3 protein-coding genes, 1 pseudogene and 1 riboswitch are annotated in these 4394 nt (G+C 75.7%); of the genes and pseudogenes, 2 read left to right on the top strand and 2 right to left on the bottom strand.

What is annotated here, in order from left to right:
* On the bottom strand, nt 1-1481 hold a 1481-nt coding region (locus tag QJR14_07720), incomplete at its 3' end, for a cobyrinate a,c-diamide synthase (protein ID MDI3317486.1).
* 64 nt (nt 1482-1545) lie between these two features.
* Nucleotides 1546-2094 (bottom strand): annotated as a pseudogene (locus tag QJR14_07715) (cob(I)yrinic acid a,c-diamide adenosyltransferase).
* A gap of 165 nt (nt 2095-2259) precedes the next feature.
* A riboswitch (cobalamin riboswitch) is annotated at nt 2260-2559 on the top strand.
* Nucleotides 2560-2592: 33 nt separating this feature from the next.
* Here QJR14_07715 and QJR14_07710 point away from each other — a divergent pair.
* Entirely contained in the window at nt 2593-3600 is a 1008-nt protein-coding gene (locus QJR14_07710) for a cobalamin-binding protein (protein ID MDI3317485.1), read from the top strand.
* A gap of 362 nt (nt 3601-3962) precedes the next feature.
* Complete coding sequence (locus QJR14_07705) at nt 3963-4352, top strand: VOC family protein (GenBank protein MDI3317484.1); 390 nt, start codon at nt 3963-3965, stop codon at nt 4350-4352.
* Nucleotides 4353-4394 lie beyond the last annotated feature (42 nt).

Raw genomic sequence — 4394 nt, 5'->3', positions numbered from 1 at the left:
ACCAGCCGCGCCGCCACCTCGGGGTAGCCCGCGAAGTGCACGTGGACGTAGGAAGCGAAGAGCCGGCCCCGCGCGTACCCCTCGACGCGCGCCTCGGCCTCCCGGGCCTCGCGGGAGTCGCGCGGCGGGCGCGCGGGGCGCATGCGGTAGGCGGCCGCTTCCTCGGGCAGGGGGTCGGCGAGGGCGGAGGTGTGGAACTCGTGGCCGCGCAGGCGGAGGCCGGCCGGACCGAGGAGCGACGGCCGCGCGAGCTCGAGCTCGCGGTAGCCGAAGCCGGCGAGCCGGCCCGTCATCCGCGTCCGCGCGGGCAGGAGGCCGACCATGGGCCGGTCGTCGATGGCGCGGCTCAGGTACATGAGGCCGCCGCACTCGGCGTAGATCGCGCCGCCCGCCTCGTGGAAGCGGCGGATCGCCTCGCGCATGGAGCGGTTGGCCGAGAGCGCCTCGGCGTGGCGCTCGGGGAAGCCGCCGCCCAGGATGAGGAGCCCCGCGCCGCCCGGCAGCTCCCGGTCGCGGAGCGGCGAGAAGGGGACCACCTCCGCGCCGAGCGCCTCGAAGAGGTCGAACATCTCCGGGTAGTAGAAGTTGAAGGCCTCGTCGAGGGCGACGGCGATGCGCGGGCGGCGCGCGCCCGGCTGCGGCGCCGGCCGACCGGCGCTCGTTCCGGGGCCGCCCTGCGACCCGGCTGGCCCCGGAGGCACGGCGGGTTCCGGAAGCGCGGGAGCGGAGCGGGCGAGGGCGAGGAGGCGGTCGAGGTCGGTCGCTTCCTCGAGCGCGGCGGCGAGGCGGGCGAGCTTCGCCTCGAGCTCGCGCTGCTCGGGCGCCGGGAAGAGGCCGAGGTGCGCCTCGGGCAGCGCCACCTCCGGTAGCGGAGGAAGCCACCCCAGGAGCGGCAGCCCCGCCAGCTCCTCCACCGCCTCGCGCAGGAGCGCGGCGTGGCCGGCGCCGCCCACGCGGTTGGCGAAGAGGCCGGCGAGCGGCACCTCCGGGTCGAGGTCGCGGTAGCCGCGGGCGACGGCCGCGAGGCTGCGCGAGAGGCCGGAGGCGTCGGCGACGAGGAGGACCGGCGCCCGGAGGAGGGCGGCGACTTCGGCGGTGCTTCCTTCGCGCCCGGTGGCGCCGAGGCCGTCGTGGAGGCCCATCACGCCCTCGACGAGGGCCAGGTCGGCCCCGGCCGCCGCCCGCCGGAAGATGCCCAGCATCGCCTCGCGGCCGGTCAGCCAGGGGTCGAGGTTGCGCGAGGGCCGCCCGGCGGCGACGGCGTGGAGGCCGGGGTCGATGTAGTCGGGGCCCACCTTGAAGGGCTGGACGCGGAGGCCGCGCCGGCGGAGCGCGGCGATCAGCCCGAGCGTGACCGTCGTCTTGCCGGCGCCGCTGTGGGTGCCGGCCACGAGGAGGCGGGGCAGCCGCGCCGGAGCGCCGTCCGGCCTCGCCGTTCCCTCCATCTCCATCCCCATCCCCATCTTCATCCCCATCTCCATCTCCATCGCCGTCGCCGACCGCCTTCCCCCGCCGGCCCCGCGGCACGTACCGCCGGAGCTCGGTCTCGGCCACGCCCAGCTCGGCGTTCAGCCGCCGCGCCAGGACGAAGAGCAGGTCCGAGAGCCGGTTGACGTACCGGAGCGAGGCCGGGTTGAGCGGCACGGAGCGCTGGAGGCGGACGGCGCGGCGCTCGGCGCGGCGGACCAGGGTCCGCGCCAGGTGCGCCCAGGCGGCGGGCTCGCTTCCTCCAGGAAGGACGAACTCCAGGAGGGGCGAGGGGTCCCAGGCGTCGATCCAGCGTTCCAGGCGCTCCACGTGCTCGTCGCGGATGGCGGGCTCGCCGCGGTTCCACGCCCAGTCGAAGCCGACGTGGAACAGGTCGTTCTGGATCGTCTCCAGCGCCTGGGCCGCCTCGCCGAGGAAGGCGCCGGCGGCCGCGCCGCCGCGGGCGGCGGCCTCGGCCCGGAGGCGGGCGCGGAGGAGGCCGAGGACGGCGTTGGCCTCGTCCAGCGTGCCGTAGGCCTCGACGCGCGGGTCGTCCTTGGGCACCCGCTCGCCGAAGCCGGTGGAGGTGGTGCCGGTGTCGCCGGTACGGGTGTAGATCTTCGCCATGGGGTCGCTTCCTTTCGCCGGGCGCCGGGCACCGGGCCCTGGCCGCCCGCCGGGCACCGGGCGCCGCGCGGCGGGGCGGGGTCGGGCGCCCGGTTCTCCGGGGTCCTCCGCTGTTCTCCCGGGGACGGCCACGCCCGTCCTCCGTTATACTGGGGCTCGTACAATCCCATCCACAACCGGGCAGGTGCCCCCGGCCGAGGCCGGGGGAGAATAGGGAAGTCCGGGGTAGCGGCCGCAAGGCCGCGGATCCGGCGCGGTCCCGCCACTGTGATTGCGGATGGGCTGCCCACGCACCGCCGCCCTCCCGCCGCCTTCCGGCCCGGCGGTGCGGCCCCTCCACTGTCCCGCAGCCCTTGAGGGCGCAGCCCCCTCAGGGCGCAGAGCCCCCGGGGGCGCGGGGCGGGAAGGAGCGGGCGGCCCGATGAGGCATCAGCCAGGAGACCTGCCTGCCCGGTGGGAGCGTACAGACCCTTCGCGGAAAGGGGGTACGCGTCCGCCGTGTACAGCGCGTACAAGCGGATCGCCCACCTCGTCGTCGCCGTCTCCCTCCTGGTCTCCGGTTCCCTCGGCCTCGCCGCCTGCGGCGGGGCGCCGTCGAAGCCCGCCGCCTCCGCGGCGCAGCCGGCCGCCTCCGGCGCCGCCGCCCGGGAGCCCGTCTCCCTCGCGACCCGCTACCCGCTCCGGGTGGTGGACGACCTCGGCCGGAGCGTGCTCATCGAGCGGGCGCCCCGGCGCGTGGTCAGCCTGGGGCCGAGCAACACCCAGATCCTCTTCGCCGTCGGCGCGGGCCGCCGCGTGGTCGGGGTGGACAAGTTCAGCACCGAGCCCGCGGCCGCCCAGAGCCTCCCCAAGGTCGGCGGACTGACCGACCCCGACTTCGAGGCGATCGTGGCCCGGCGGCCCGACCTGGTCCTGACCACGGACATCAACGCCCAGCAGGTGGTCCAGCGCCTGGACTCGCTCCACATCCCGGTGCTGGTGCTCAACCCCAAGAACCTGGAGGACGTCCACCGGGGGATCCGGCTGGTGGGCAGGGTGCTGGACCTCCAGGCGGGAGCGGCGGCCGTGGTCCGCTCGATGGAGGCGAAGGAGCGGCAGGTGGAGGCGCGGGTGGCGGACATCCCCGCCAGCCAGCGTGTCAAGGTCTACTACGAGGTCTGGGACAACCCGGAGATGACGGCGGGCCCCGGCAGCTTCATCGACGACCTGATCCGGCGCGCGGGCGGCGTCAACGTCGCCGACGACGCCACGAGCCCGTGGCCCAACTACAGCGTGGAGAAGATCGTCGCCCACGACCCGGACGTGATCCTGACGCCCTTCGCCTCCGGCTACCAGCAGCTCCTCCACGGCCAGCGGCCGGCCTGGAACTCGATCCGCGCCGTCCGCCGGCACCGCGTCTACCTGGTGCCGCAGAACCTGGTCTCCGAGCCCGGTCCGGACCTGGTGCAGGCGCTGGAGCTGATCGCCCGGGATCTCTATCCGGAGCGCTTCGCGGCCGGGCGGTGACGGCGCGGCAGGTGCGGCAGGCGCGGCAGGGCCTTCCCCGTGTGCCTGCCGGGTCGGGTGCTCCATCTGTCCGAGCCCCCTGCGGGAGTCCGCCCGTCCGGCGCCACATGCTCGCCGCTCCCTTTCCCGTCCCCCGGGTCGCGACCCCCCGGCGCGGTATGGCCGGCTCAGCTTCCGAAGGTAGACGGCACGGCCGAGCGTCCCGCCGAGGCGCTGGCCTCGAACGGCCACCTGCCTTCGGCCGGGGAGCCTCCAGGGCCGCGGACTCTCCTGCAGGGAGGCGGAGCCGGCTCGCGAATTCGGCAAGCGCGTGCTTGAGGCGGTGGTCGCCGGCCTTTCCCGCGGCAACGGAGGGGTGAGCCATGATCGAGCGCATCGACAACGTCGGTGTCGCGACCCGGCGTCTGGAGGCGATGGAACGGTTCTACGGCCTGCTCGGCTTCGAGGTGGTGGAGAGGGACGCGACGCCCGGCGTCCTGATGGCGGCGGGCAGTGCACGCCTCTACCTCTTCGAGACGAGGGCCGAGGGAGCAGGCGCCCAGCGACGCCCGGAGCTGGTCGACGACCCGCCCGGGCTGGACCACCTGAGCTTCTGGGTGAGCGACGTGGACGACGCCTGCCGCCGGTTGCGGGAGCAGGGCGTCGTCTTGACCGGCGAGCCGGAGGACCAGCCCTGGGGGGCACGGGCCTGCAGCCTCAACGACCCCGACGGCAACCTGGTCTTTCTCCTCGGCCCGCGGAGGGGACGCTGAAGCCGGCCGCACCCCGCCCAGGGCGACGGGCGGCCCCGGGCT

The organism is Bacillota bacterium (assembly GCA_029961055.1).
Classification (GTDB): Bacteria; Bacillota; Sulfobacillia; order JAIMAT01; family JAIMAT01; genus JAIMAT01.
Note: the sequence above shows the minus strand (reverse complement) of the source record. Positions and strands in the feature narration are given on the sequence as shown.